Here is a 211-nt window from a genome sequence, read left to right as displayed (position 1 = left end):
GCAGGAATGAAGCTCGGCGACACCCCGCTTATCGACCTCACCCGCGACCGCCTGCACCGGGAGACGCTGCGCAGCTTCGGGACATATGAACGAGCCAGTGCGTACAACGCGGCCGGACAGCTGCTGAGCCGGCACCTGAACAGTCCGCTTCTGAACCGCGACTACGGGTATGACGGGACCGGGCATCTGACCCGCATCAGCACCCCGCGCC

At 66.4% G+C, this 211-nt stretch carries 1 protein-coding gene; it reads left to right on the top strand.

What is annotated here, in order from left to right:
• Positions 1 to 211, top strand: a 211-nt coding sequence (locus tag OGY09_RS00245) for a hypothetical protein (protein ID WP_286589730.1), incomplete at both ends; no start/stop codon positions are given.

Origin of the sequence: Citrobacter sp. Cpo071, from assembly GCF_030332765.1 — a bacterium.
Taxonomy (GTDB): Bacteria; Pseudomonadota; Gammaproteobacteria; order Enterobacterales; family Enterobacteriaceae; genus Citrobacter; species Citrobacter portucalensis.
This window is presented reverse-complemented; position numbering and strand designations above follow the sequence as displayed.